The 24,419-nt window shown below is 49.4% G+C and carries 19 protein-coding genes; 3 read left to right on the forward strand and 16 right to left on the reverse strand.

Annotated elements, in window-relative coordinates; all coding sequences use genetic code 11:
* Nucleotides 1–9: 9 nt before the first annotated feature.
* Both mprF and KNP87_RS10650 read right to left on the reverse strand, forming a co-directional pair.
* Nucleotides 10–2,568 (reverse strand): bifunctional lysylphosphatidylglycerol flippase/synthetase MprF, encoded by a 2,559-nt coding sequence (gene mprF, locus KNP87_RS10645; RefSeq protein WP_214721635.1) that lies wholly within the window; start codon nucleotides 2,566–2,568, stop codon nucleotides 10–12.
* Nucleotides 2,565–3,920 (reverse strand): MATE family efflux transporter, encoded by a 1,356-nt coding sequence (locus KNP87_RS10650; protein ID WP_214721636.1) that lies wholly within the window; start codon nucleotides 3,918–3,920, stop codon nucleotides 2,565–2,567. The genes mprF and KNP87_RS10650 overlap by 4 nt, the downstream gene beginning before the upstream one ends.
* 97 nt (nucleotides 3,921–4,017) lie before the next feature.
* Here KNP87_RS10650 and KNP87_RS10655 point away from each other — a divergent pair, with 97 nt between their 5' ends.
* Nucleotides 4,018–4,800: a CHAD domain-containing protein gene (locus KNP87_RS10655; protein ID WP_214721637.1), complete on the forward strand. Its 783-nt coding sequence runs from the start codon at nucleotides 4,018–4,020 to the stop codon at nucleotides 4,798–4,800.
* Here KNP87_RS10655 and glsA read toward each other — a convergent pair.
* From glsA to KNP87_RS17375, 3 genes are all read right to left on the reverse strand, one after another.
* Entirely contained in the window at nucleotides 4,797–5,729 is a 933-nt protein-coding gene (gene glsA / locus KNP87_RS10660; RefSeq protein WP_026833950.1) for a glutaminase A, read from the reverse strand. The two genes, KNP87_RS10655 and glsA, sit on opposite strands and share 4 nt — an antisense overlap.
* A gap of 280 nt (nucleotides 5,730–6,009) precedes the next feature.
* On the reverse strand, nucleotides 6,010–8,583 hold the full coding sequence (clpB, locus tag KNP87_RS10665; RefSeq protein WP_028106980.1) for an ATP-dependent chaperone ClpB: 2,574 nt from the start codon (nucleotides 8,581–8,583) through the stop codon (nucleotides 6,010–6,012).
* Nucleotides 8,584–8,589: 6 nt separating this feature from the next.
* Entirely contained in the window at nucleotides 8,590–9,456 is an 867-nt protein-coding gene (locus KNP87_RS17375; RefSeq protein ID WP_214721638.1) for a DnaJ C-terminal domain-containing protein, read from the reverse strand.
* A 191-nt stretch (nucleotides 9,457–9,647) separates the two neighbouring features.
* Here KNP87_RS17375 and KNP87_RS10675 point away from each other — a divergent pair, with 191 nt between their 5' ends.
* Nucleotides 9,648–9,839 (forward strand): YwbE family protein, encoded by a 192-nt coding sequence (locus tag KNP87_RS10675; RefSeq protein ID WP_214721639.1) that lies wholly within the window; start codon nucleotides 9,648–9,650, stop codon nucleotides 9,837–9,839.
* Nucleotides 9,840–9,919: 80 nt separating this feature from the next.
* Here the strand turns inward: KNP87_RS10675 and KNP87_RS10680 are convergent, their stop codons facing one another.
* From KNP87_RS10680 to KNP87_RS10690, 3 genes are all read right to left on the reverse strand, one after another.
* Nucleotides 9,920–11,086, reverse strand: coding sequence for an amidohydrolase (locus KNP87_RS10680; RefSeq protein WP_214721640.1), 1,167 nt, complete (start codon nucleotides 11,084–11,086; stop codon nucleotides 9,920–9,922).
* A 12-nt stretch (nucleotides 11,087–11,098) separates the two neighbouring features.
* On the reverse strand, nucleotides 11,099–11,953 hold the full coding sequence (locus KNP87_RS10685; RefSeq protein WP_026833955.1) for a MurR/RpiR family transcriptional regulator: 855 nt from the start codon (nucleotides 11,951–11,953) through the stop codon (nucleotides 11,099–11,101).
* 187 nt (nucleotides 11,954–12,140) lie between these two features.
* Nucleotides 12,141–13,319, reverse strand: a complete 1,179-nt coding sequence (locus KNP87_RS10690; RefSeq protein WP_214721641.1) for a CamS family sex pheromone protein — start codon at nucleotides 13,317–13,319, stop codon at nucleotides 12,141–12,143.
* A 133-nt stretch (nucleotides 13,320–13,452) separates the two neighbouring features.
* Here KNP87_RS10690 and KNP87_RS10695 point away from each other — a divergent pair, with 133 nt between their 5' ends.
* Nucleotides 13,453–14,028: a class D sortase gene (locus KNP87_RS10695; RefSeq protein ID WP_214721642.1), complete on the forward strand. Its 576-nt coding sequence runs from the start codon at nucleotides 13,453–13,455 to the stop codon at nucleotides 14,026–14,028.
* 91 nt (nucleotides 14,029–14,119) lie between these two features.
* Here the strand turns inward: KNP87_RS10695 and ligA are convergent, their stop codons facing one another.
* The 8 genes from ligA to purD all read right to left on the reverse strand — a co-directional run bounded on the left by ligA (nucleotide 14,120) and on the right by purD (nucleotide 24,415).
* Complete coding sequence (gene ligA, locus KNP87_RS10700) at nucleotides 14,120–16,114, reverse strand: NAD-dependent DNA ligase LigA (protein ID WP_214721643.1); 1,995 nt, start codon at nucleotides 16,112–16,114, stop codon at nucleotides 14,120–14,122.
* A gap of 14 nt (nucleotides 16,115–16,128) precedes the next feature.
* Entirely contained in the window at nucleotides 16,129–18,354 is a 2,226-nt protein-coding gene (pcrA, locus tag KNP87_RS10705) for a DNA helicase PcrA (RefSeq protein ID WP_026833959.1), read from the reverse strand.
* Nucleotides 18,355–18,398: 44 nt separating this feature from the next.
* Nucleotides 18,399–19,082, reverse strand: a complete 684-nt coding sequence (gene pcrB / locus KNP87_RS10710; RefSeq protein ID WP_214721644.1) for a heptaprenylglyceryl phosphate synthase — start codon at nucleotides 19,080–19,082, stop codon at nucleotides 18,399–18,401.
* A gap of 84 nt (nucleotides 19,083–19,166) precedes the next feature.
* Complete coding sequence (locus KNP87_RS10715; RefSeq protein ID WP_028106987.1) at nucleotides 19,167–19,391, reverse strand: hypothetical protein; 225 nt, start codon at nucleotides 19,389–19,391, stop codon at nucleotides 19,167–19,169.
* A gap of 12 nt (nucleotides 19,392–19,403) precedes the next feature.
* Nucleotides 19,404–20,783 (reverse strand): TrkH family potassium uptake protein, encoded by a 1,380-nt coding sequence (locus tag KNP87_RS10720; RefSeq protein ID WP_214721645.1) that lies wholly within the window; start codon nucleotides 20,781–20,783, stop codon nucleotides 19,404–19,406.
* Between the two features lie 39 nt (nucleotides 20,784–20,822).
* Nucleotides 20,823–21,137: a YerC/YecD family TrpR-related protein gene (locus tag KNP87_RS10725; RefSeq protein WP_012369366.1), complete on the reverse strand. Its 315-nt coding sequence runs from the start codon at nucleotides 21,135–21,137 to the stop codon at nucleotides 20,823–20,825.
* A 67-nt stretch (nucleotides 21,138–21,204) separates the two neighbouring features.
* On the reverse strand, nucleotides 21,205–22,944 hold the full coding sequence (locus tag KNP87_RS10730; protein WP_119923654.1) for an adenine deaminase C-terminal domain-containing protein: 1,740 nt from the start codon (nucleotides 22,942–22,944) through the stop codon (nucleotides 21,205–21,207).
* A gap of 214 nt (nucleotides 22,945–23,158) precedes the next feature.
* Complete coding sequence (gene purD, locus KNP87_RS10735) at nucleotides 23,159–24,415, reverse strand: phosphoribosylamine--glycine ligase (RefSeq protein WP_214721646.1); 1,257 nt, start codon at nucleotides 24,413–24,415, stop codon at nucleotides 23,159–23,161.
* Nucleotides 24,416–24,419 lie beyond the last annotated feature (4 nt).

Consider the following 24,419-nt stretch of genomic DNA (forward strand, 5'->3'; position numbering starts at 1 on the left):
CTTGAGTGGTTATGGCAATAAAATCCGATCTTTTTTCTTCGAGATGAGACGTGTTACTTTCAGGATCGCCATCGTCAAAGATTGGCGTTTCCGGTAAGCGAGATAACGTCCTTCCCACTTCGGATCATATTTTTCTTTGTACCGTCTTAAGCCGGTGAAACTGTACATATACCGGATGTTATTAAAGACGTCTGCTGCAACCCGCTCCTGCCAAAAGGACGTCTCGTCCTCTCCGACTGACGATAACGGCGCCATCCCCATATTGAACGTATGATAGCCATTGTCTTTCGCATAATCGAACAAGCGGATGAACATCGCGTCCATGATACCATTTGGTCCGTCCGGACGAAAACGCATCAAATCAATCGACAAAACACCTTCTTGGTAAGCGGGCATGAAAGTCATGAAACCAAGCATCTGTCCCTCTGCATCCCGCATCACACCAATCGGCGCTTGGTTCAGATAGGTTTCCTTAAAATAACCTAGCGAAAATCCTTTTTCAGACTTTCCACCTAACCACTCATCCGAGACATCACGCAATTGGTGCAGGAACTCTTCTGTAAAGGGAGGCGAAATAACATCAAACGTCATTTCCTCCCGCTCAAAACGATTTTTAATCGAGCGCAATCCGGCTCGCTTTTTCCCTGAGACCGTGAAGCTTGTAATATCGACGATGGCTTCTTCACCCAGTTTAAAGAAGTTGAAGCCAAAATCGTGATACAACGACATATTTTGCGCTTGAATCTGATAGATATTCGGGATGTAGCCCAAGTCTTCAACCCGGCGTAAAAAACAAGCAATCAGTTGTGAATGTTCTTCCGGATCACCGCTCGGATCACCGAGCATCATGATTCGATTGCCCGTCTGACTGAACTGGATGAACGAACGATTGGATTCCGAGAAGAAAAATCGTTTGTCCCCTAAAAAAGCCAGATGACTTAAGTAGTTTCCACCTTGCTCTGCCAAAACCTGCCGCACTTTTTGTTCATCTAACTTTTCTCCCAATACCGGTTGATTAAATGTATTGAACAAACGGATGAACACCAGCGTGTAGACCAGGGCAAAGATCGAGGCACTCGCCGCGAACATAAAAATTTCATGTGCCGGGTAGACTTTTGTTCCATCTGCAGAACCGAGTGTATAAAAGGCGTATCCAAAAAAGATGAAGCCGCCGATGTATAAAAATCCGGCAATTGCCGAACGAATCAGCCGTGTCGTCGTGATCAAAGTCCGTTCCCGTTGAAACGCGTTCCGCGACATCATCACCAGGATGAGAACAATCAGGACGATGGACAACGAAATCAGATTAAATCCACGGAGAGCCATCCCGATGAGGGCAAAGACCGATGCTCCATATACCATATACAACGAACGTTTTGTCCGCCGGTATAAGGATGGTGCGAGTAACACATAGAGAAGGCCGCCCATTAAAAAGAAACTGTTGGCAAGCAATAATAACTCATGCGGCAGACGGGCCTCCAGGTATTCATATTGAGTAGAGTTAGGCGGTAAAATCGCCAGTCCCCAAATCGTAATTCCGGCAAGTAACGTAATCAAGGCGAGCGTAAAGTGCCGCACCTTACTTAAAAAGCGTAATTGAAGCCGCCAGATGACTCCTCCGACTTCAACGGACGGTCCAACAATCGGTTTGTCTTCAATCATTTTGACGACCGGACCACTGAATTCACGTGCCGAGAAAATCACACCAATCACAAACGGAATCAAGTAATAGACCAGTCGATAAATCAACAGTCCCGTCAAGACAATCCCTTCTTCGACACCGGCGCGTTGCATTCCGATTAAAAAGACCAAATCGAACGAACCAAATCCTCCGGGAACCATCGAAATCAATCCAGCTGTCGCTGCGATGATAAAGACGCCCATGACTTTCGAAAAGCTGACATCCGTTCCGAGCGCCGCCAAGATGAAGTAGACGACGACTCCGGCACTGAACCATTCCGCGAGTGACACTAACGAATACAGTGCAATCGAAGACGGACGGATGCTGCTGCTCCCCCGTCGGAACGTAAACAGCAGATAAACCGGGAAGAAAAAGGCCACACCGATAATGACCGGCCATAACCATTTTTTCAGATCCAACACTTCAAATGCCGGGAAAATGTTCAGCAAGGACAAGGCAGATAAGATGGACAATCCGCTGATCAATGTCGGTGCCATCCATCCAATCGCCTTCAGCAACCGGGTCCCTTCAACAAAGGGACGATACAGTGCTGAACGAACGCCAATCCCCGCCAGTCCACCGAAACCGATGATGCCGTTAAACGAATTGGCGATCCACGACGCCCGAAATACCAATCCAAGCGGTACTTTAACTTGGAGGGAGCGTAATAAGAACACATCATAAAAGAACATCGTCGCGACAGCTGCCAATCCCGCGAGAATCAATAAAATAAATTCCCAAGACGGAATTTGCTGAATTGCCCGAATCGATTCTTTTAAAGACAAACTTTTTAATTCGTTTTGTCCCTGATAGAAAATGAAAGCAATCAAGACGATCGGCAAAATGACTTTCGCAATCGTGATGATGCGTTGTTTGTTGATTTTCATTCTGCAACCTCCTTCGATTTTCTGACGAGATGCATTAAGCGGAGTAATAGAAGACCCGCGCCAACGGCAAGTCCGATGATCAGTCCCCACCAATACCCGTCTGGTCCAAGCGCTGTAAAACGCTCAAAGTAGAATCCAAGCGGCAAGCCGATGACCCAGTAAGCGGTAATCGTCAAAATGAAGGTGACATTAACGTCTTTGAAGCCGCGCAACGCTCCTTGGGTCGGAGCGGCGATCGCATCCGATAACTGAAAGAAAATCGCAAGGATCATGAAGTGGGCAGCCATTTTGATGACAGCCGGATCATTACTGTACAAGGCAGCAATCTGTTCGTTTTGAACGTAGAGCAACGCCCCTGAAAATAAAGAGACGGCGAGACACAGCAACAAGCCGATCCAGACATATTGCACGGCATCCTTGACTCGTTTTGCCCCTACCTCAAATCCAACCGTGATCGTCAATGCCGAGGCGGCAGAGAGCGGAATCATATAGACGAAGGAAGCGAAGTTGATTGCAGCTTGATAGGCCCCGATGACGACATCGCCGTAAGCGCCGAGCAGCAACGTGACAGCTGAAAAGATACTGACTTCTGAAAAAATCGCCAATCCGATCGGTGCACCCAGCAAAATCAATTCCTTGATCCGTTTGAGATCCGGTTTGTAGAAACGCCGGAGAATCCCGAGACGCTGGAACAGTTCTCCTTTTAAGACGACGCCGATGACCGCGAGACATAAAATCCAATACGTGATGGCCGTCGCCACTCCGGCACCGATTCCGCCCAGCTCAGGAAAACCAAACTTTCCGAAGATGAACAGATAATTGAAAGCGACATTAATGGGTAAAGAGAATAATAATAACGTCATCGTGATGTTTGATTTCCCTAACGAATCAATCAGGGTACGCAGGACAAAAAAGACAAACATCGGAATGATACCAAAACCTAACATGATGAGATAGACACGAGCCACGTGGCGCGCGGTATCGGATAACTCCATCTGATTTAAAATCGGGTTGACGAGTAAAAATCCAAGGACCACCGTCAGCAGAATGATGACAATCGACACATACAGTGCCTGGATGACGATTCGTTTGACTTCCCGTTCCTTCCGGGCACCCATCGCCTGAGAGACGAGTGGCGCAACAGCCAATAAAATACCGGTCAATCCGGTATAAACAGGCGCCCACAAACTTGCTCCGACGCCGACACCTGCCAAATCAGCTGATCCGTAACGACCCGCCATGACAGTATCAAAAAAACTAATTAAGTAAAACGCTACCTGTGTGACCAGAATCGGAAAGAAGATTTTCATGAATTGCTGAATCTTTCCGGATAGCGTAGTTGTCTCTAACATTGTTCCACCACATTCCAGGGCAACACATTCGCCCTATTTTTAATCAACGGTCATTGCCGTCGTCTGTTCTACGTAAAACACATAAGGAGGGATTCAGATGAATCATCGTGATGTCGAAAATTTAACCTTTGAATTGCTGGAAACCTGGTCGACGTTTAATCATTATGCCAAAGAAGCACAAACCTTTAAAAATCCGGAGGATGTACACCAGGCCCGGATTCGTCTGCGGAAATTGATTACGTTCGCCAAGTTACTCGATCAAACGGAAGAACCGATTTATCTCATTTGGAAACGTCTGATGCATGCGTTCGGGCAAGTCCGGGACTTGGACGTTCAACTGAGCCAGCAATCCGTCAAATCACCGATTGAACAATTGTTTGCCGAACATCTCGCCTTGCAGTTGCAAGGAAAACGCGCGACATTGATTGAAACGATGCATCTGTTGATTTCAAATGAACTGGATCGTTCGGTCCGCCGCTTCCTGGCAGGTCCTTTGACCAAACAGTTGAAACGCATCCATGAAAAGGAGTTGCTTCAAACCGCTGAAAATCGGTTTGATAAAAAGAAATTGAACTACGAAAAAGTCCAACATAAGGAAGGGTCAAAACGGATTCAGATGATGCACGAACTGCGTCTTGCGACGAAGTTCTACAGATATACGGTAGAATATTTGCGTCCTTACACGGATGTCCAAAAGACCACTGTCGAACGACTTAAACGCATTCAGACTCAACTGGGTGACGTCAACGATACGTACAATCGTTTAGAACGCTGGCGTCTCTTCAGCCCACCGGTCGCGCAAGCGCCGGATCAAGCTAAAGAAGTCACACGTCTCGAACGAAAGTTAGCGAAGATGCTCGATCAACTTTCGTTCGCTTAAGGGTGGCGTTGGACAAGCAATTCAAGCATTTTTGTTCCGGCGATTGAATTTCCTTTCAAATCCAGTGCCGGTCCGAAGATACCAATGCCAAGATCCGCCATGTCAAAATCACTTCGACCACACGCAACAATCGCACCGGAGACCCCACTCTTTCCGGGTAATCCGACTTGAACCGAAAATTCACCCGAAGCATCGTACATGCCGCAAGTCGTCATGATTGCCCGGATGATCCGCGCGTTCCGACGGGAAATGACTTGTCTTCCCGAAGGAGTTTTCCCGGATTGACTTAAAATCTTGCCCATCATCGCCAGACCCTTACAGTTCGTTAAAATCGCACACTGTTTGGTATACACATCGATGATTTCTTCAACATTTCCTTCAATGACTCCATGATAACGCATAAAGTAGAGCAACGCCCGGTTCAAATCCGTCGTTTCAAATTCAGATTTTGCAACTTCTGCGTCGTATTTGACCATATCCAGTTCGATGTCGAGCAGGTCGGCAATGAATTGACGCAGTTGATTTAACTTGTCCGCCGCATCTTCTCCCGGCAACATACTCGTGACGGCAAGCGCCCCTGCGTTGATCATCGGATTAAGCGGCTTCGTCGGAATCGTCTCCTCGAGTTTCGCAATCGAGTTGAACGCATCGCCGGTCGGTTCCATCCCGACTTTCGAGAACACATAATCCTCGCCAAATGTCTCTAGGACAAAGGCCAGTGTGATAATCTTGGAAACACTTTGTAATGTAAACATCGTTTCCGCATCACCGGCAGACACAAACGTCCCGTCTGCATTACAAACCGCGATTCCGAGCTGTGTCGGTTCCGACTTTGCCAGTTCCGGAATATAACTTGCCACTTGTCCAAGCACCGTATACGGGCGACATTCCGCAATTAATTCTTCTAGTTGTTGTTGCGTTACGTTCATTAAAGTCCCTCTTCCTGTCGTTTTCACTAGCTTATCATGCTTTTTGGAAACGAGATATGACCGTTCTTCTTTTTCAACTGTCGTCGTCAAAAAAAGAAATGTCTCAAAGAGGAATCACTCTTTTTTTCACGCGCTTTCCTCAAGCGAGACACAAGCTTATACTTCGGAGTCGCATGAAGCGAGTGAATTTCTTTTGAACGAGACAAGGGTGGCAGAATTATCATCTGCCACCCTTGCCTGTGTAGAGATCGACTTGTGAGTCAGCCCCTGCCTGTAGTCCTTATCGAATGATCAATTCTGTCCCGTCTGTATCAATCGCGACGTGCGATCCGTCTTGGATTGCTCCACTGATTAAAGCGCGTGCGAGTTTCGTCTCGATCGTCCGTTGAATATAACGGTTGATGGGACGTGCACCATATTGAGGTTCGAAGGCTTCATTGAAAATCAACGTTTTTGCCGCTTCCGTCACATCAATCGTAATCTCACGACCCGACAGACGATCACTCATTTTGCTGACTGCTTTATCAATGATTCGTTCGATTTCCGCCCGGTGAAGCGGATGGAACAGAATCGTATCATCAATCCGGTTTAAAAATTCCGGTCGGAAATAATTTTTCAATTCCTGGCGAACAGCTTCCTCTTCCGCCGCATCGATTTCCCCGTCCTTCGCCGCTTCGAGCAAAATGTTCGCTCCGATATTCGACGTCATGATGACAATCGTATTTTTAAAATCAACGACCCGTCCCTGCGCATCCGTTAAACGGCCGTCGTCCAAGACCTGTAACAGGATGTTAAAGACGTCGCCGTGTGCTTTCTCAATTTCATCAAACAACAGAACCGAATACGGACTGCGACGGACGGCTTCCGTCAACTGACCGCCTTCTTCGTAACCGACGTAGCCCGGAGGCGCACCGACGAGACGAGAGACATTGTGTTTTTCCATATACTCCGACATGTCAATCCGGACGATGTGGTCTTCACTGTCGAACATCGCTGCCGCAAGTGCTTTCGCCAGTTCTGTTTTCCCGACACCGGTCGGACCAAGGAATAAGAAGGAACCGATTGGACGATTCGGGTCCTTGATGCCAGCCCGTGCCCGAATGACGGCGTCCGAGACCAGCCGGACCGCTTCATCCTGACCGAAGACCCGTTCATGAAGCGTCTCTTCCAGATATAACAGCTTTTCTCGTTCCCCTTGTGCCAAACGGGTCACGGGGATTCCTGTCCACTTCGAGACGATATCTGCAATTTCTTCGTCCGTCACCGCCTCACGGACTAATTCATGCGAGACATGCTCTGCCGATTCTTCCGCTACTTTCAACTGATTCTCAAGTGCTGGAATCTGACCGTACTTGATTTCAGACGCTGTATTTAAATCATATCGTCCTTCTGCTTCTTGCAGGGCCAATTTCGCTTTTTCAAGATCTGCCCGCAATTGTTGGACATTTTGCGAGCTGTCTTTTTCACGTTGCCAACGTGTCCGAAGTGCACTTTCATCTTCGCGGACAGAACTGAGTTCCTGTTGTAAAATCTCGAGTCGTTTGCGTGAGGCGTCATCGGTTTCTTTTTTCAGTGCCGCCTCTTCGATTTCGAGCTGCATCACCCGTCGGACCAACGAGTCGAGTTCTGCCGGCATCGATTCCATATCGGTCCGAATCATCGCACAGGCTTCATCCACAAGATCAATCGCTTTATCCGGCATGAACCGGTCCGTGATGTAGCGATCTGACAGGATTGCTGCTGCGACGAGGGCATTGTCATGAATCCGGACACCATGGTGAATCTCAAACCGTTCCTTTAAGCCGCGTAAAATCGAAATCGTATCTTCGACATCCGGTTCCGCCACAAGGACTTGTTGGAACCGGCGTTCGAGTGCCGGATCTTTTTCGATGTATTTACGATACTCATCCAGCGTCGTCGCTCCGATACAATGTAACTCTCCGCGGGCAAGCATCGGTTTTAACATGTTCCCGGCATCCATTGCCCCGTCCGTCTTTCCGGCTCCGACAATCGTATGCAGTTCATCAATGAATAACAGAATCTGACCTTCCGCTTCTTTCACTTCATTCAGGACGGCCTGCAACCGTTCTTCAAACTCGCCCCGGTATTTGGCACCGGCGACAAGCGTACTCATATCGAGACTGAACAATTGTTTATTCTTCAGACTTTCCGGCACATCACCCCGGACAATCCGTTGTGCCAGTCCTTCGACGATTGCCGTTTTCCCGACACCCGGCTCCCCGATCAAGACAGGATTATTTTTTGTTTTGCGGCTGAGGATGCGGATCACCCGACGAATCTCATCATCCCGTCCAATGACAGGATCCGTTTTACCCGATCGAAAATCAGCAACGAGGTCGCGCCCGTATTTCTTGAGGACATCAAAGGTCGCTTCAGGATTTTTGGTCGTCACTTTCCGGTTCCCGCGCATCTCGATGATGGCTTCACGAAGCAGCTGTTCCGTCACGCCTTGGCTACGCAAGTACTGGGTCGCTGGACTTGATTGCTTGATCAGCCCCAGCAGTAAATGTTCAACCGAAACATACTCATCCTGCATCAATCTGGCTTCTGTTTCCGCTTCCGTCAAGACTTGCAACAAGGAGTTGCTGATGCGCGGAGTCGAGGATTGAGCAAGTGCCGGTAATCGCCCGATTGCTTCGTTGATTCCGGTCTCCAACTGATCAATCCGTTGATCGAGCTTCTCAAAAACGATACGGGCAATTCCTTCCTCCTGAGAAAGTAAGGCGAGTAAGAGATGCCATTCCGTAATCTCACTGTGTCGACGTTGTTTGGCAATCGCTTGTGCCGATACGATTGCCTCATGCGCGCGATCTGTCAATTTTTCGAAATCCATTTCACGTCACTCCTTCACAGATAAACGATTTTCCCATTCTTCATAAAACGCTGGATCCATTTCCGGAAGTTTTACTTCCAGTTGAACAAGCAAGGCTCCCCGATGACCCTCTCGATTGCTGAGTCCACGATTCGGAATCCGGAGACGTGCCCCCGGTTTTGTGCCCGGCTTGATTTTCAGCTTCACTCGTTTTCCTTCCAACGTATCCGCTACAACTTCGCCTCCTAGGACAAATACCGTCGGATATACGCGGACGGTCGAGATGACATCCGTTTCCTGGCGGCGGAAATGATCATCATCTTTGAGATGGATTGTTACATACACGTCCCCAGCAACACCTTTTCGGTTCCGCATCGAACTTTTTCCGCGCAACCGGACTTTTTTACCGTCATATAAATCTTTTGGAAGACTCATTTGAATCGCACCGGATGCCAAACGAATCGTCACCTTCTCATTCGTGCTGAGATGACTGAGCGGAACGGTCAACTCGAGTTCCTCGTCGGTCGCTTCTTCCTCTTGACTGAAGAAGGAGCCAAACATGTCTTCAAAACCAAACGATTGCCCGGCTGATCCGGTCGGTCGTGATTGACGTCCATTAAATTGACGGAACAGATCGTCATAATCTGCCGATTGTCCCGCTCCTGCTCCAGCCATCCGTTCGAAGTTACTGCCGTAGCGGTCATATTGTGACCGTTTTTCTTCGTCCCCGAGGACATCAAACGCTTCTTGAATATCTTTAAACCGTTGATCGGCGCTTGCCTCTTGGTTGACGTCCGGATGAAACTGTTTTGCCAGCTTACGATACGCTCGCTTGATTTCCTGGTTCGAGGCTGTCTTCTCGACGCCGAGCGTTCGATAATAATCTTTCGCCACTCTGATCACTCCTTTAACTTTTGTTCTGTATCTTAATTATAGAATTGGTCAGTCCATTGGTCAAATATAGTCAAACTTTTTCAGAACGATTCTTTTGTTCTTTTCACTTTACGGATTTTCCTCAAACAAGTTTCGCTTGGAGAAGCATGATATACTGACAACTATCATCACTAAAAAGGAGCGATTAAGGCATGGATGGGAAAAAACGAGCCAACGTCAAAATCGGACAAACAGTCAGTATCGTGTTAAAACAGGATCAACGGACAGGCAAACGGACGGAAGGCATCGTCAAAGATTTGTTGACGAAGTCTCCGAATCACCCGCACGGTATTAAAGTCCGTCTCGAAGACGGACAAGTCGGTCGGGTTCAAGAAATTTTATAATCATCCGTACATGACACCCTCTACATCAAAGACACCCGTTTTTTGGTCTATCACCAAAAAACGGGTGTCTTTTTCACGTCTCATTCCGCCAGATAACGGAACGTCGCCTCGATTAGAATCCGGGCAGCATATTGCATCGCCTGTTCTTCAAAATCAAATTTCGGATGGTGGTGCGGATAAAACGTTTCGTCGCCTGCACCGGTAAAGAAAAACGTCCCCGGAACCTGTTGCAAGTAATACGCGAAGTCTTCCCCACCCATCGTCGGTGCAATCTCAAAGACTTGATTTGCTCCGACGACGTCCGACGCGACGGCACGAACCAGCTCCGTTTCCGCCGGATGATTGACGACCGCCGGATAACCTCTTTCGTACCGAAACGCGTATGTTGCCCCTGCAGCGTCACAGACGCCTTTGATCGTCCGCTCCATCTCTTTGACGATCTGATCGGCGACGAGCGGATCAAACGTCCGAACCGTTCCGGTCAATTCCGCACTGTCGGCGATGACGTTAAACGTGTTCCCGGCATGGAGGGTTCCAATCGTCAACACAGCTTGTTGCAACGGATCAAGTCGTCGGCTGACGATACTTTGCAGTTCCTTGACGACGGTTGCTCCAAGTACGACGGCATCAATCGTTTCGTGTGGTTTCGCCCCGTGTCCGCCGCGGCCAAACAACGTCAGCTCAAATTTATCAGCTGCTGCCATGACCGGACCGACACGGTAACCGATGGTACCAAGCTTCGTCGTCGACCAGAGATGTGTCCCGAAAATGACGTCGACGCCGTCTAAACAACCATCGGCAATCATGTCACGCGCTCCACCCGGGACGACTTCTTCCGCGTGTTGATGAATCAATACGACATTTCCCGCCAAGTGTTCTTTTTGACGGACAAGGATTTCCGCAACCGCCAACAACGTGGCAGTATGACCGTCATGACCACAGGCATGCATGGCACCGGGAACCGTCGACCGGTAGTCGACTTCTTTTTCATCCTGGATCGGCAAGGCATCAAAGTCAGCCCGTAGCGCAACCGTTTTGCCCGGTTGACCACCGCGGATTGTCCCGACGACACCTCGTCCGCCCACTCCGGTTCGGACTTCAATCCCAAGTTCCGTTAATCGTTCAGCAATGAACCGTGGTGTGTCGACTTCATGAAACGACAGTTCCGGGTGTTGATGTAAATAACGACGCCGTTCAACCATGACTGGAAATAACTGCTCAACCATCTCTTCCACTGTCTGTTTCATTATGTACGCCTCCTATTTTTTGCTGTGCAACATCTTCACGCTTTCCCGTGTATATTGAAGGCGCTCAATCGTGTCGTCATAATGTACTGCCGCATAGGACAAGAACAAGACATCAATCGCAAATAACTGTGCCAACCGGGAACTGAGGGCCGCACTGCGTAACGGGGCTTCCGGTGCGCGCGACGTCCATAACGCGATGTCTGCGAGCTGACTGATCCGGTTATCTCCAAACCGCGTCAAACTGATGACTTTCAAACCGCGAATCTTGGCAAGACGAATCAATTCGACGACTTCTTCCGTTTCCCCGCTGTAAGAAATCGCAAAAAAGACATCATCCGGACTGGCATTCGCAAGAATCGTCGCAACGAGATGTTGGTCGGATTCTTGAATCGTCAATTTACCGACCCGTGTCCATTTTTGTGCGGCATCTAAGGCGACAACGTTGGAAGCCCCGATTCCATAAAAATAAATGGCCCGTGCCTGATCCAACACTTCCGTCGCTTGCGCAATCCGGTTTTCACTGAGCTGCTTCGCCGTATCCTGCAAGGCTTGGATACTGTTGCTTAATGTCTTTTCCACCAGATCCGCCGGACGTTCATTTTTTTCGATATCGTGATACCCTTTCAAATCCGTCCGTGCCGTATCGGCTGAAATCCGCATCCGCAATTCCGGATATCCTTTTAAACCAAGTGCCCGGCAAAAACGGACGACGGCTGCCGCGCTTGTCCCCGATTCTTCCGCTAAATGATGAATCGTCATTCCCGCAATTTCGTTCATATGCGCTAAAACAAAATCAGCGACTTTCCGTGATGAAGAAGGCAACTCTTCGCGGACAGCACTAATCTGTGAAAAAATACCACCTTTCATGCAATTCTCTCCCTTACAATGGATTAAAACAGACGAATTCAGCGTCAATCCGCCTGATCCGCATTATGCTTCTTTTCTATTATGCTCCTCCAAGATAGCTTTCGTAAATCCAAACAAGTCCATCGATGTAATTAAGTAGCAAAAAAGACTCCCGCTTTCGCAAAGAGCCATTTTTCTAACGCTGAAATCAACGAATTTTGACGATTGGTTTTTTCGTATCCGGCTCGATGAACAGCATCGCTTCCGTATCCCCGTTCAGGTTCGTGACGGTAATCGTCGTCGGGACATTACGATTGTACTCCCAACGGTTTTCCAACAGGTACGTCACGTACTGAATGAACGCCACAAGCTCTGCTTTTCCGTAAAATTGAACCGGAATCTTAATCTCCAGTTTTTTCAGCTCACCTTCTTGGTAAAACCCTTCCCCCATCATGCCGGTGTAGTTCGGGAAGTAGTCTTCCAGACGGTCCTTGAACAGATCAAACTTGGCCGCATCATCGCGGACATCATTGGTTGCAGCACTTGACGGATAGTAATAATACTTTTCATCATAGTTTTTCCAGTCGTTGGCACTAATCTGGTTCCCGCGTCCGATGAAAGCAGACGACAAGTAATGACCGGAAACCGGTGAGCCTTCATTTTCTTGCAGGTACAACGCCACATGAATCGGTGTCGTTTTCATGCCTTCCGTTTTCCGCATCTTCTTCACGAGTTCGTTCGCCATCTGTTTCCCTTGCGCGACGACCTTTTTCTCATCCAGCTTGACCGTGTAGGTTGGTCCATAATTCTCATCTTGGAAGACATACTCACTGTTTAAGACGAGAGCGATTGACGTCCCTCCGAGCTCCAGCTTTTTATCTTCTTCCAACATATAGTCTTGCTCGAGGATGTGCGATAGAATCAAAGGAGACTTTTGATTTTTTTCTTTGTAGGTTTTTCCGGTCGTATACGCCGGGTTTAATCCGTTCGGGTCACTGACCCCATCTCCGGCTTTCCCTTTGCGCAAAAGCCACTGGGCGATTTGATCTGCTTCCAGCAATTGACCTTCTTGATAATAATATTTTTCCGGATCAAAGAATTGCGTCGAATGCCGCATCAAGCCGGTCTCGATTTCATCCAGCTCAAGGCGCGAGCTGACACGTTTTTGTGTCATACCGCGTGCAACACTTGGTCGAAACGGTAACACGGTCCGGTAATAAGAATCTGTCGTATCGATCGCCGGACTGACGACGGCCTGGACTTCTTTTCCTTGTTCACTTTCTGTAATGACTTCTGTTGTATCGCTTTTTTGTGATAAGTCAAACGAACACGCACCGAGGAACAATGTACTTGTTAACGTCACTGCCACCATTTTTTTATATTTCATTGATTTACGCACCCCATGTTTTTAAAATCGTTCTCTCTATCATAACAGAATAGTTTTCCATCGGGGAAGGTGTAGTTTTTCCCTGTTTTTCAAAAAAGTACACCCTGCTTTTCAGCAGACGAAAGGATTTTTTATGAAACGACAAAAAATTTTAGGTCTGCTTCTATTGACCGCTGGTATTTTACTTATCATCTGGCCGCTCTACACCTCGCATCAAAAACAAGCTGCCGCTGAAGAACTGAAACAACGTTGGACACAGGATTTGAAAGCCGTCGATGCCAAAGAAACGAATCAACCGGTCGCGACTTCGGGAGCCGGTTTACTGACGATTCCGTCGCTTGATTTTGAGCAGGTCATCTTAGAAGGAGCTTCGACCGACATTCTTGACCAAAGTATCGGGCACATCAAACAGACCGGATCACCGGGCAAAGGAAATTATGCCTTAGCGGGACACCGCAGCTTCACAAAAGGTCTTCACTTCAATCGCTTGCCGGAGTTAAAACAGGGAGCGCACGTCATCGTGACGACAAAAAGTCACCGCTATACGTATAAGATGATGACGTCACAGCTCGTCAAACCAACTGATGTCTCCGTCTTGAATCAAGACGTCAAACAAGCGACCATCACCCTCATCACATGTGACCCGCCGGAAACGGCAACCAATCGTTTGATTAAACAAGGGACTTTGATCAAAACGGAGTCACTGTGATTCATTGTCCACGTTAAGTTAATACGAAAAGGGACTGACTTTTGAGTCAGTCCCTTGTTTTATTCAGGTCATCCACTTGATCAATCTTGTATTACCCTTCATATTTGGCTAACTCTTCGAGCAATTGAGTTTCATTCCAAATCTCAATTCCTAACGATTCCGCCTTCGTCAGCTTCGAACCGGCCTTCTCTCCTGCCACCAAAATGTCCGTTTTTTTACTGACACTGCCGGTTACATCTGCTCCGAGCAATTCCAACCGTTTTCCGGCTTCAGAACGTTTCAGCGTTTCGAGTGTGCCCGTCAGGACAATCGTCTTTCCGGCCAGTGGCGCATTTGACTGATCGACCCGTTGTCCGAGGAATCGTTGATTAAGTCCCAGTGCTGCCAAGTCTTGAATCAAGGCCTGCGCTTCCGGGTGCTCAAAATATTTCGTAACCGAATCAGCAATCTTACTGCCGATGCCGTCAATCGCCAGAATATCGTCGTATTCCGCTTGCGCAATGCCATCAAGTGTATCAAACCGTTCGGCTAACAAGTAGGCCGCTTTTTGTCCGACTAATCGGATACCAAGACCAAACATCAGCCGTTCCAATGAGTTGTTCTTGGACGCTTCAATCGCCTTCAGTAAATTCTCGACCGATGTTTCGCCCATCCGCTCATACGTCAACAATTCTTCCCGATCGAGCCGATACAGGTCGGCTAAGGTCCGAATCGCTTGGTGTTCGTACAATTGGCGGACGACCTTCTCGCCCAGTCCATCAATGTTCATCGCTTGTCGCGACACAAAATGAATGATGCCTTCCACCAGTTGTGCCGGACATTCCGGACTGACACACCGGATATCCGCTTCGCCTTCAAGGCGAACAAGTTCCGACGCACAAGCCGGGCAGTGTGTCGGAAACTCAATCGGTTGTTCGTTCCCTGTCCGTTCTGAGACGACGACACTGACGACCGCTGGAATGACATCGCCGGCTTTTTTGATGATGACTTGATCATGCAGACGAATGTCTTTTTCCGTGATGAAATCGGCATTGTGGAGTGTGGCATAACTGACCGTCGAGCCGGCGACGACGACCGGAGCAAAGCGTGCACGCGGCGTGACTTTCCCGGTTCGTCCCACACTGAAATCAACTTCTTCGACCGTCGTCATGACTTCTTCCGCAGCAAATTTATAAGCCGTTGCAAAACGAGGACTTTTCGCTGTGAACCCAAGCTCTTCTTGATCATCGTAGCGGTCAACCTTCAGCACGATCCCATCGATTTCGTACGGAAGTGTTGCCCGTTCAACCGTCCAGTGCTGAATGTAAGCCAAGATATCTTCCACCGTCTCACACGTCTGCATCTCTTTGTTCGTCGGCAGTCCGAGCTCAGCAAGCTGAAGCATCGCTTCACTGTGCGAACGGGCGCTGAGTGTATTGACACCGACGCCATACACGAACAACGAAAGATTACGGGATGCCGTAATCGACGAGTCGAGCTGGCGTAAACTTCCGGCTGCCGCATTCCGCGGATTGGCGAACAAGGCCTCTTCCCGTTCCGCCCGATCTTGATTCAGGCGTTCGAACGATTGTTTAGGCATATAAGCTTCACCACGTACCTCGACCGTTTCATTTTGACGTAACCGCAGCGGCAAGGCTTTGATTGTCCGCAGATTTTGCGTGATGTTCTCACCGACAGTTCCGTCGCCGCGTGTCGCACCGCGGACGAGACGTCCGTCTTCGTACTTTAAGGAAATCGCCAGACCATCAAACTTTAATTCGGCGACATATGTCGTCGAACGGCCGAGCGAACGTTCAATCCGGGCGACCCACTCGCGAATCTCCGTCTCATCAAATACGTTCCCGAGCGACAACATCGGTAAGTCATGTGTCACCTTCTCGAACGCGTCAAGCGGAGCCGCGCCGACACGTTGTGTCGGCGAATCGGCCGTAATCAGCTCCGGATGTTCGGTTTCAAGCTCCGTCAGTTCACGCAACAGTTGATCGTATGTGCTGTCCGGTACCGTCGGCTGATCTTGGACGTAATATTCATAACTGTACTGGTTCAGTTTCTGGCGCAATTCATCGATTCGTACTTGTACTGTCATCTTGGTGCCTCCACTCATACCTTTTTGATCGGTGCGAATTTCGCAAGCAATCGTTTGACGCCGACTTCCGGGAAAGCGATGTCGATTTCTAAGCTATCACCTGATCCGCGTGTCTGAACAACCGTTCCGCGTCCCCATTTCCCGTGTTCCGCTTTGTCCCCGACGTTCCAGCCGAGTGATTCAGCACCGGACGTCTTCATCGCCGTCGGTTTCGTGACCGAACGTCCGATGACGGCTTTTCCTTGCGGTACCGGACGATCTTCCCACGGCAACGGTTTTGGTTTTTTGCCGGTTCGCTCGAGCACTTCCTCCGGTAATTCGGCGAGGAAACGGGATTCGAGGTTGGCATTCGTCCGTCCGTACAGCGAACGCATTCGCGCGTGCGAGAGATACAATCGTTTTTCAGCGCGTGTGATGCCGACATAGGCAAGACGACGCTCCTCTTCCATCTCATCTTCATCCTGCAACGAACGGCTGTGCGGGAACAATCCTTCTTCCATTCCGATCAGGAAAACGATTGGGAACTCGAGACCTTTAGCCGAGTGTAACGTCATCAACGTCACTTGTTCACCCGGATCACTTTCATCCAGGGAATCAACATCAGCGACCAACGTCAGATCGGTCAGGAAAGCAATGATCGTCTGTTCTTCCGGATCCGCTTGCGCCGTTTCTTTTTCAAAGTTTTGCGCAACCGTGATGAACTCGTTAATGTTCTCGAGACGGCTTTGGGCTTCAAGTGTCTTGTCTTCTTTTAAGACTTGACGGTAGCCGCTCTTCTCAAGCACTTCTTCCACCAGCTCGGATAGGCTGATGAACTCTTGCATCTGTTGCAGACCAAGAATCATCGTCCGGAAGTCCGTCAGTTTGGCTGCCGTTTTCGGGGCGATGCTCGACAATTCGATGTCACGGATTGCTTCCATCAGGGAGACCCCCTGTAAATCGGCGAAATCACGTAATTTATCGATCGTCGTCGCGCCGATTCCGCGCTTCGGTTCATTGACGATGCGGGCAAACGATAAATCTTCGTTCGGATTCGAAATCAGACGCAGATAAGCCAAGACATCCTTGATTTCTTTCCGGTCGTAGAACTTCGTACCGCCAATCATTTTGTACGGAACGTTGGATTTGAGCAACGTTTCCTCAATCGCCCGTGACTGGGCATTGGTCCGGTACAGAATCGCGACATCGTTTAATTTCATCCCGTAACGCAAGGCATTGCGGATTTCCTGAACGATATAGAACGCTTCTTCCCGTTCATTTTCTGCTGTATGGATCACCAGTTTTTCGCCTTCCGCGTTTTCCGTCCACAGTTTTTTATCTTTACGGGTGCTGTTGTTCTGAATGACGTGGTTCGCTGCGTCCAGAATCCGTTTTGAAGACCGGTAGTTTTGTTCAAGCAGGATGACTTTCGCTGTCGGATAGTCTTCCTCAAACGACAGGATATTGGCGATGTCGGCTCCGCGCCAACGGTAAATCGACTGATCCGAGTCCCCGACGACACATAGGTTTTGGTGCGCCGCTGCGAGCAGATTGACAAGATCATATTGGGCTTTGTTCGTATCTTGGTACTCATCGACATGGATGTATTGGAACTTGCGTTGGTAAAACGCCAAAACGTCTGGATTTTGTTTGAACAACTCGGTCGTCTTCCCGATCAAGTCGTCAAAATCCAGCGCGTTATTACGGCGCAAGACGGCTTCGTACCCTTTGTAGATTTCAGCAACGGTTTTTTCGTACGGGTTCGTGACGATCGAAGCGTAAAACTCTGCGCTCCGCAATTCGTTTTTTTGACTCGAGATGATCGACAACATCGACCGTGGATCCCATTTCTTCGGATCGAGATTTTGTTCTTTTAAAACAAGTTTAAGCGCCGACTGTTGGTCGCTTGAATCGAGAATCGTGAAGTTTCGGTTGTAGCCGATTTTTTCGATGTCCCGACGTAACATCCGAACACACATCGAGTGGAAGGTCGACACCCAGATGTCGTTGGCGACACCGCCGACGAGCCGGGAAATCCGGTCACGCATCTCGCGTGCCGCTTTGTTCGTAAACGTGATCGCCAAGATGTTCCACGGGGCGACTTGTTTCGCAGCCATCAAATAGGCGACGCGATGTGTCAAAACACGTGTTTTTCCTGATCCTGCTCCCGCCATGATCAGCAGGGGTCCGTCCGTATGTTTGACCGCTTTTGCTTGCTCCGGATTCAGACCGCTGACAAGCTGTTCACTTAAATTAAACATCTAAATAGCCTCATTTCTATATTCCGAACTTTTGTTCTTATATTTTATCGTGTTGCCGTGACTGTCGCAAGTGCTGCTTCTAAATTCTCATAGATGATGTTGCCGACGATGATCGTATCGGCATGTTCCAGCATTTCTTCCGCCCGCTCGACCGAGTCGATGCCGCCGCCGTAAAACAACCGACCTTGCTTCAGCACCCGTTTGACCGAGGCGACCAGTTTCGGATCACCGTAAATTCCGCTGTATTCCAGATAAACGACCGGCATCCGGAACACGCTGTCTGCGAGTTGCGCGTAGGCAATGACCGTATCATCCGCCAATGGCTTGGCTTGCGTGACACGGGCGACCTTGGCATCAGGATTCAGTACGATATACCCTTCCCCGACAAGATCGGCGTGCGCTAACATATGACCTACTTCCTCGAGTGCCTCGACTTGTTTTTCAATGACGTGCTCAAGCGTTCCGCTGTTGAGGACGCTTGGTGTCAAATACGTATCGAACCCCATCGTCGCCGCTTCGAGCTCTGACACTTCCAGGGCAACGGCCACCGGGTAACGACGCAATCGCATCAGTAAATCAAGTGTCGCATCGAGTGTGATGTCATCGGTTCCTCCGACGATGATGGCGTCGGTTCCTGACGTGGCAATCGCTTGGAGGGCGTCTTCTTCAATTTCCTTTGCCGGATCGAGCTTAAAGACATGACGCCATTCATTATACGGTAACAACATGTTGGTTCCACCCTCTCTTTTCATTCGCTGTGTCCAGTATAAAACAAAAACCCATCCCGCGCAGAGCGAGATGGGACACACCTTTCAAGTCCGGACTTGGCGTTTCGTCAACAACGCGGCAAGTCCAAAGGCGAGGAAGGCATACAGGACGGCAAACGCCCAGGGTTCAGCCAAGAAAAAACCAAGCACCGGCACATCCAGTAACGGGGAGTCCGGCGAACAGAGCGCCCGCCCGTTAACGATCGCCAGAAACGGCAACGCCGGAACCATGAAGATATAACCAAAGTTGATCCAAAATGCACGTTGCATGACGCAACCTCCTTAACCGATGATGACCGATTCTTTTGGGTAATTGTAATTCCGTTTCGGCTGATTGGCTTTGAGCAGGAGCACAAAGGAAATGACACCGATTCGTCCGATGAACATCAAGACGGATAAGGTCCACTTACCGACATCGGATAATTCACTCGTAATCCCAAGTGACAATCCGGTTGTTCCAAACGCCGAACAGGCTTCAAAAAACAGGACCAGGAACGGGGCATCTTCAAAGATCAATAAGACAATCAACCCGATCATCGTCACGCCGGTCGAGACAACGATGACGACAAACGCTTTCCAAATATCGGACTGTCCGATCTCACGTCCAAAAATCTTAATTCCGTACTCCCCGCGGATAAAGGCAATGACGCTGAGCACGGCGACGGCAAACGTCGTCGTCCGAATCCCTCCCCCGACGGATGAAGGCGACGCCCCGATAAACATCAGAATCGATAAAACAAAAATCGAGGCTTGCGAGAAGGTCGTGATGTCGACCGTCGTCAGTCCGCCGTTTCGGGTCGTTACGGATTGGAATAAGGCATCAACCAGCTTTTCACCGACCGGCAACCCTTTAAATGATTGGTTCCATTCAAACAGCAGCAGGCTGGCCGTTCCGAACAGGACCAAAATAAAGAACGTCGAAGCCGTTAATTTTGTGAATAATGAAAAATGATACGGTTGACGCGTTGATTGGCGTGTCGCCCGGTAGGAGATATAGCGCCGGACTTCAACCAAGACCGGGAACCCGATCGCCCCGAGCGTCAATAACAGAATCTGCATGAACACGACAAATAAGTCCCCGCGAAACGGCAATAACGATTCTCCGGTAATATCAAACCCGGCATTGGTCGTCGCGCTGACAGAACCAAACAATCCTTGTAACATCGCTTCACCCAGCGTCGGAAAGTACTTCGTATAATACAAGCCTAAAATCAAGGCTCCAATGATTTCAATCGATAGGATGATCAAAATGACTTCGCGAATGTATTTGACGACTCCTTGCATCGTCGTCTGGTTTTGGTCACGGACAACAAGTTGCCGTTCCCGGAAACCAATCCGTTTGCCGAGGATAACCCACATCGCGATATGCAGCGACATCAAGCCGATCCCGCTGACCTGGACCAAAATCATGATCATAAAGTAACCAAACGTCGTAAACGTATCCGAGACCGAGACCGTCGTCAGACCGGTCACGCTGACACAACTGACAGCCATGAACACAAGGTCCGTAAAGTCCCAATTGTAATCTCCCCGTGTCGACCAGGGCAATCCAAGCATAATGATTCCGATGATGACGGCAACGAAATAAATAATGACGAGTGACTGGATCGGCGTCAGTTTTCGAATGAAATGTTGAATTTTTTGTTGAAACGCTAAATCCATCCGGCTTCGTCCTCCTTCGCAGAAATAGCGGATAACCGGTTAGTTATCCGCTACTTCCTCTTCTACAAGACCTAATCGTGCGAGTGCCAAGTCATAGCCGCCAGAACCGTAGTTCAGACACCGCTTCACACGGGAAATCGTTGCTGTTGAAGCACCTGTTGCTTTTTCAATCTTGTGGTACGTGTTTCCTTCCCGTAACTGCCGGGCGACTTCAAGTCGTTGTGCCAATGCCTGAATCTCATTGACCGTCGCTAAGTCTTCAAACAATGTATAACAATCTTCTAATGAATCCATCTTCATGATGGCCGTAAATAATTGATCAAGTTCTTTTCCACGCAATTTATCGAGTTGCATCATCTGACTCCCTTTCCCATTCATTGCTCTTTAACAGTTTAAAGTGCGACGTTTTAAATTTCAAGCGTCATCGCAAAATTGCCGGGAAAAGTACTTTCTTGCGTAAGACTTCATAAATTCCCTGCGGTGTGATCCGCACATACGGCAGGTGGGTCGAAGCCAGGAACAGCAAGGTATAGATCGGATCTTCAAACTTGTATCCTCGGGCAAATAACGCTTCGCGCAAAGCCGTTTCTTGAATGATTAAATCTTCGAGCGGCAAATCCGACGTTTGCCCCATTAACGTTAAAGGAATTTCCGCAATCACTTCGCCGTCATCAACGAGAACGACGCCGCCGCCAAACGATTTCATCCGTTCAAAGGCAATCTGCATGTCTCGTTTGGATTTTCCAATCAACAAGATATCGCCGCTGATCGAATACGAGCTGACGAGTCCACCGACGTGGGTCGCAAAGTTTTTTAAGACGGTGTTCAGACGCCATTTCCCTTCGCGGTCAACCAACATCAAAAACGACTCCTCACATCCGTCCGGTAACACTTGCATGCTCGTATCATGTTCAATCTGATACAGCTTCATGATGACGGAATTGACCATTTCAAGTCCGACCGGCATGCTGAAGGAAAAGTCATGTTCCGTCAGTTCAATCCCGATTTCAGACTTCTGCATCAAGTCAAGCGCATGATCCATCGCTTCGACCGGGTAACACGGGATATCGTTTTTCCGGACCCATGTTCCTCGTGCCAAGACATCGACCGGTGTCGGTTGGTCTTTTGCTTCCAAGATGTTCAGGTGAGCAATCCGTCCCGGTGCGATACTGCCGAGCAGATGATCCAGGTTAAAGTGACGTGCCGCATTATAAGAGGCAATCCGGTACGCTTCTTCCGGAGCAATCCCTGCGGCCAGCATCAACCGAATCGTCTCATCCATCAGACCGGCTTTATAAAAGGAAGGGGTCGATCCATCTGTCGTCACGAGCACCTTCTCGTAGTTCTGTAATCCCGCTTCAACGAGACCCGCAAAAATATCCGGTAGGTCGGGACGAATCGACGAGTAACGGATGGTCGTCGTATAGCCGAGCTCGAGCCGCATCAGTGCCTCTTCGACCGTCATCGCTTCGTGGTCGCTCGTCACGCCGTATAATGCCATCTTCGTCAACGTTTTCGCGGATGCTCCCGGAAAATGTCCTTCGATCGGTTTTCCAAGCTTCATCGCATCCTGCATCCATTGCAGCAACTCGTCATCACCTTGCGAAAGACGCGGCCAGCCGGTCAGTTCGCCGGCTTGAATGACCTGGGGATGCTTCAGCCAAGCTTGAATCCGCCGGTTATCAATCGTGATGCTGTCGGCGTCGAGTTCCGTCTGGGCATCGAGTCGCGCCCACCAATACATCGAAGTCGGCAGGTCTGCTAGTGCTTCGACTTGCGCAAACGCTTGCTCCACCGGCTCTAACAAAAGAAGCATATTGTCATTCACAAGTGTCGTCGTGCCGCGTTCCGCTGCAAACTTCGCAAGCGTCGCCGGGTTATAGAGTTGGAACGGATGCGCGTGCGGTTCGATGTAGCCCGGGACGATGAATTTCCCTGCAGCATCGTACACTTCGTCCGCCGTTTCCGGCATGTCCGGTCCGACGTAGATGATCCGGTCGCCGCTGATCCAAATATTCGCCGTCCGCCACGCTTTGAGTCCTTGATTTAAGTACGTCGCATTTTCAATCACGAGTGTAGGCGCAAGCTTTCCATTGATGACCGCTTGATGGGTCCGGACTTCTGTTTTCGTCCATGGGGACCGTCCACAATTTTTTTTCATGAAAGCTCGACCTCCTTTTTATTTGAAAACGCTTTCTTATAGTTCTTATACTAAAATGTTACCGGAAAAGTTTCAAGCTTATTCGTCGTCAATTCGACTCATTTCGCCAAAATAACACAAAACCGCCACGGAAGACAAGCGTCTTTCGTCGCCGGACACAAAAAAAGCCGGTCCCTCACAATCATGTGAGGCACCGGCTTTTGCCGTTATAAAATCAGATCGTTCGAAATGCTTTTTTGGCGATGTCCGTCCGGTAAAAGAAGCCGGTCCGGTCAAATGAATCGAGTCCGCTGTAGATTGCCGACACCGCATCTTCCATATTCGCCGCTTTCGCAACACAAACGAGGACGCGTCCTCCGGCAGATAACACCGTCTCTTGATCACCGGCGACGGTTCCGGCATGAAAGACAAGGACATCGGAACCGATCGTATCCGTCCGGACCAGATGGCCCGTTGCCGGCTGTTCCGGATATCCGTTCGCCGCGATGACGACACCGACGACGGCTTCATCCGACCAGACGACTTCGGGAACGTCACCTTCCATCAAGGGGATGATGACATCCAGCAGTTCGGTTTCGAGACGGGGCAAAATCACTTCCGTCTCCGGATCACCGAAGCGCGCATTAAACTCGATCACGGACGGTCCACGGTCGGTCAACATCAGACCGGCGTATAAGAAACCGGTAAACGGAATCCCTTCACTCGCCATCTGTTCGACGAGCGGCCGGAGGACCCGTTGCATCGCTTCCTCCGTTACCGCCTGTTCGTCAAACTGTGGCAACGGACTGTAAGCGCCCATACCACCCGTGTTCGGACCAAGATCACCATCAAAGACCCGCTTATGGTCTTGCGACAAGACCATCGGAATGACGGTTTCTTCGTGCACGAAAGCCATCAGCGAACATTCCTCTCCGACAAGACATTCTTCGATCACGACGCTGCTCTGCTCCCCGAAATCACCGGCAAAAATTTCGTCGACAGCTTGGATGGCCTGTTCCGTCGTCGCAGCGACGGTCACACCTTTCCCTGCTGCCAGACCATCCGCTTTGATGACGATCGGTGCTCCTTGCGCCCGAATGTAAGCATTCGCTTCAACCGCGGAAGTAAAGACCGCATGGTCAGCCGTCGGAATCCCGGCCCGGTCCATCAAGGCTTTCGCAAATTGTTTACTGCCTTCAATCGCCGCCGCTTCACGGGACGGTCCAAAGATCTTTAATCCGGCTGCTTGGAACGCATTGACGATTCCGAGGACAAGCGGTCCTTCGGGTCCGACGATCGTCCAATCAATCTGTTCGTCACGGGCGAACTGAACCAATTCCCCAATTGCGTCTTCCCGAATCGGGACACAAACAGCTTCCGTCATCCCGACGTTTCCAGGTGCTGCATAAATCGTATCAATCCGGACATCTTGTGCCAGTTTCCAAACGAGCGCATGCTCGCGTCCACCTTTACCGACTACTAATACTTTCACTCGG

Source organism: Exiguobacterium sp. s192, assembly GCF_018618795.1.
In the GTDB taxonomy this organism is placed as follows: Bacteria; Bacillota; Bacilli; order Exiguobacteriales; family Exiguobacteriaceae; genus Exiguobacterium_A; species Exiguobacterium_A undae.